Source organism: Rathayibacter sp. AY1E2 (genome assembly GCF_002932325.1).
Classification (GTDB): domain Bacteria; phylum Actinomycetota; class Actinomycetes; order Actinomycetales; family Microbacteriaceae; genus Rathayibacter.
The window spans coordinates 1-3,586 of the sequence record NZ_PSVO01000048.1 but is presented as its reverse complement, the minus strand read 5'-3'; the positions used below and the strand labels follow the sequence as shown (position 1 = coordinate 3,586).

The window sequence follows — 3,586 nt, the reverse complement described above, 5'->3', positions numbered from 1 at the left end:
GCCCGAAGCAGCCGCCCGCCCCGCCCTCGTCCGCGTGGATCGCCGGCGTCCGCGGCTCCGGCTTCACGCTGCTGGTGATGGGGATCATGATCCTCGCGGTGGTCGTGCTCGCCCCGAGCATCAAGAACTTCGTCGAGCAGCGCGCCGAGATCGCCGAGCTGCAGCGCTCGGTCGACGCGGCCAAGACCCAGGCGCAGAACCTCGACGAGCAGCGCACCCGCTGGTCCGACCCGGCGTTCATCCGCGCGCAGGCCCGCGAGCGGCTGTACTTCGTGATGCCCGGCGAGGTGAGCTACCTCGTGCTCGACGACGTGACGCTCGCCCAGCAGGCGCAGCAGCCCGCGAGCGACACGGTGCAGGAGACCCCGAGCGACTGGGCCGGCTCCCTGCTGTCCTCGATCGCGGTCTCGGGCCTCGGCGAGCCGACCGCCGACGAGCTGACACCGACTCCGTAGCTCCCGCCCGGCCCCGTCGCTCCCGCCCGGCCCCGCGTACACTGGAGCGTCCTCCCGGCCGTCCGTCCTCTGGAGCCCCCGTGACCACGCCCCCCTTCGATCCGCCGTCCGAGCGCGACATCGCGGTCGTCTCCGCCCAGCTGGGCCGTCCCGCCCGGGACGTCGTCGGGATCAGCGCACGCTGCGTCTGCGGCGACCCGACGGTGGTCTCCACGAGCCCCCGCCTGTCCGACGGCACGCCGTTCCCCACCTTCTACTACCTGACCCACCCCGCCGCGACGGCCGCGATCTCGCAGCTCGAGGCGACCCAGGTCATGGTCGAGTACAACGCGATGCTCGCCGAGGACGAGGAGCTGCGCGAGGCGTACGCCGCTGCGCACCGGGCGTTCCTGGCCGACCGCGAGAGCGTCGGCTCCGTCCCCGAGATCGCGGGCATCTCCTCCGGGGGCATGCCCTCGCGGGTGAAGTGCCTCCACGCCCTCGCGGCGCACGCCCTCGCGGCGGGCCCCGGCGTCAATCCGATCGGCGATCTGGCCCTGGCCCGCGCCGACTGGTCTCCCGAGCGCTGCGCCTGCAGGCCGCTCGACGCGTAGCCGCTCCTACCGGAGCCACGGAGGCGCCACCACCGGCGCGCTCTTCGCTAAGCTGATTCCCAGTCGGGGTCAGTGCTGCCCACCGCATCGAGAGCGGGCACTTCGCATTGCGTGAGGGTGTTCGCATTGTCCATCCCTCTTGGAGAGTCAACCGTGCCCAGAATCCTGATCGTCGGAGGCGGCTACGCCGGCTTCTACACCGCGTGGAAGCTCGAGAAGCAGCTCCGCCCGCACGAGGCAGAGGTCACGATCGTCGACCCGCTGCCCTACATGGCGTACCTGCCCTTCCTCCCCGAGGTCGCCGCGGGATCGATCGAGCCGCGCCACGCGATCGTCTCGCTCCGCCGCCACCTCAAGAAGACCGCGATCCTCGCCGCCAAGGTGACGAAGATCGACCACGCGAACCGCACCGCGACGATCACCCCGACCGTGGGCGAGCCCTACGAGTTCGAGTACGACCAGATCGTCGTCACCGCCGGCTCCGTCTCGCGCACCTTCCCGATCCCGGGCGTCGCCGACAACGCGATCGGCCTGAAGACGATCGAGGAGGCGACCGCGATCCGCGACCGCATGCTCACGAACTTCGACAAGGCCGCGTCGCTGCCCGCCGGCCCCGAGCGCTCGCGCCTGCTGACCGTCACGGTCGTCGGCGGCGGGTTCGCGGGCATCGAGGTCTTCGCCGAGCTGCGCTCCTTCGCGAGCGCGCTGCTCAAGCGCTACCCCGAGATCGACTTCGAGGAGACGCAGTTCCACCTCATCGAGGCGATGGGCCGGATCATGCCCGAGGTCGCCCTCGAGACGAGCCACTGGGTGCTGAAGAACCTCGACCAGCGCGGCGCCACCGTGCACCTCGACACGCAGCTCAAGTCGGCCGAGAACGGCGTCATCCAGCTGTCGACGGGCGAGAGCTTCGAGTCGGACCTCATCATCTGGACCGCGGGCGTCATGGCGAACCCGTCGATCAAGAACTCCGACCTGCCCATCGAGGAGCGCGGCCGCCTGCGCGTGCGCGCCGACCTCCGCGTCGGCCACGACGACGTGCTCGTCGAGGGCGCCTGGGGCGCCGGCGACGCGACGGCCGTCCCCGACCTCACCGGCGGCGGCGTCGGCGGCTTCTGCGTGCCGAACGCCCAGCACGCCGTCCGCCAGGGCAAGCTCATGGCCAAGAACATCACCGCGGTCCTCCGCGGCGAGGAGCCGGTCGACTACGTGCACAAGAACCTCGGCGCGGTCGCGGGCCTGGGCATCGGCATCGGCGTGTTCCAGTCCGGCAAGATCGCCGTGAAGGGCTTCCCCGCCTGGGTGATGCACCGCGGCTACCACGGTCTCGCCATGCCCTCGTGGGAGCGCAAGTTCCGCGTGGTCTGGGGCTGGTGGAACAACCTCTGGCTCGGCCGCGACATCGCCTCGATCGAGGCCCGCGAGTACCCCCGCGGCTCCTTCGAGACCTACGCGTCGCGTCCGCGTCCGGCGGCCCCGGCCGCCGAGGCTCCGGCCGCGCAGGCCCCGGCGCAGATCCCCGGCCAGGCCGGTGCTCCGGTCCCGGTCGGCGGCGAGCCCGCCAAGTCCTGACACCGCCGCCGGGAGGATCGCTCCTCCCGGTGGTCGCCCCCATAGCCCAATCGGCAGAGGCAGACGACTTAAAATCGTCTCAGTCTGGGTTCGAGTCCCAGTGGGGGCACTCCGTCCGACGCGCCGCTCCCTAGGCGGCGCGGGCGTGCGCGCTGCGTCGAGCGGGCTCGAGCAGCCCGGCCTCGAGGGCCTGGGTGATCTCGCCCGGGGTGCAGTCGGCGCAGAGCACGACGAGCTCCTCCTCGGTGCCGCGGCCGCCGGAGCGGTCGAGGACGACGGCGTCGGTTCCGCAGAGTGCGCATTCGATCATGCGGGTACCGTACGTCCGACCTCCGACATGCGCGCGGCAGCGCCCCGGCGCGTCCCGCCCGGATCCGACAGGGGGCCGGGTGCGCCCCCGGACCGGTCGTCCGTGCGGCGGGAGGAGCCCGGTGTTCGGGAATCGGACGAGGATCCCGCGCGCCCGCGCCGCCTCGCCTAGAGTCGTCACCGGGCGGTTCCGCGCCCGGGCGCCCGCGTCCGGATGCGAGCCGCTCGGTCCACGGCGGGCGCCGGAACGGTCCCGCTTCTCGTGCCCGCGGGCACCGTCATGCACCGCCCGGCGACGGGCGGCCGGGAGGCCCCCATGGGGAAGCTGCTCTACGGAGCCTCGGGAGTCGAGATCGAGTTCGACGACCGCACGCTCACGCACGTCCAGATCGTCATCGCCAACAAGCTGCGCCGCCGCGAGAGCTTCTTCTTCTCCTGGCGGGACGACCCCGCGGTCGGCGACGGCCGCTCGAGCATCTGGCTCGACCCCTCCGTGCCCCTCTACTTCAAGTACTTCGGCGGACGGGTCCCCTCGATCAACCGCACCTGGATCGACCTGCTGACCGTCTCGGCGAACTCGTCCGGCGGGCTGCAGCTCGTGCAGGAGCCGGACGCCGCCCCCACCCCGCCGCCGAAGGGCGAGCAGGGCGCCTGACC

General features: G+C 72.2%; 5 protein-coding genes and 1 tRNA gene. 5 read left to right on the top strand and 1 reads right to left on the bottom strand.

Annotated features, from left to right (window positions below; translation table 11 throughout):
• The 4 genes from C5C49_RS16625 to C5C49_RS16610 all read left to right on the top strand — a co-directional run.
• Window positions 1-455, top strand: a 455-nt coding sequence (locus tag C5C49_RS16625; RefSeq protein ID WP_104225017.1) for a septum formation initiator family protein, incomplete at its 5' end; no start/stop codon positions are given.
• A gap of 80 nt (window positions 456-535) precedes the next feature.
• Window positions 536-1,048 carry a DUF501 domain-containing protein gene (locus tag C5C49_RS16620; protein WP_104227430.1) on the top strand — a complete coding sequence of 171 codons (513 nt, stop codon included), beginning with the start codon at window positions 536-538 and terminating at the stop codon, window positions 1,046-1,048.
• 153 nt (window positions 1,049-1,201) lie between these two features.
• The gene (locus tag C5C49_RS16615; RefSeq protein WP_104225019.1) at window positions 1,202-2,620 is read left to right on the top strand and encodes an NAD(P)/FAD-dependent oxidoreductase; all 1,419 of its coding nucleotides are present in this window, start codon (window positions 1,202-1,204) and stop codon (window positions 2,618-2,620) included.
• Between the two features lie 35 nt (window positions 2,621-2,655).
• A tRNA-Leu gene (locus C5C49_RS16610) sits at window positions 2,656-2,729 on the top strand.
• A gap of 21 nt (window positions 2,730-2,750) precedes the next feature.
• Here the strand turns inward: C5C49_RS16610 and C5C49_RS16605 are convergent.
• Window positions 2,751-2,930: a hypothetical protein gene (locus C5C49_RS16605; protein ID WP_104346618.1), complete on the bottom strand. Its 180-nt coding sequence runs from the start codon at window positions 2,928-2,930 to the stop codon at window positions 2,751-2,753.
• Between the two features lie 315 nt (window positions 2,931-3,245).
• Here C5C49_RS16605 and C5C49_RS16600 point away from each other — a divergent pair, with 315 nt between their 5' ends.
• Window positions 3,246-3,584 carry an ATP-dependent DNA ligase gene (locus tag C5C49_RS16600; RefSeq protein ID WP_068211888.1) on the top strand — a complete coding sequence of 113 codons (339 nt, stop codon included), beginning with the start codon at window positions 3,246-3,248 and terminating at the stop codon, window positions 3,582-3,584.
• Window positions 3,585-3,586: the final 2 nt, after the last annotated feature.

What these genes read in the sequence shown, in the direction of transcription:
- C5C49_RS16600 (WP_068211888.1), top strand. Translation starts at nt 3,246, where the DNA reads ATGGGGAAGCTGCTCTACGGAGCCTCGGGAGTCGAGATCGAGTTCGAC.
- C5C49_RS16605 (WP_104346618.1), bottom strand. Translation starts at nt 2,930, where the DNA reads ATGATCGAATGCGCACTCTGCGGAACCGACGCCGTCGTCCTCGACCGC.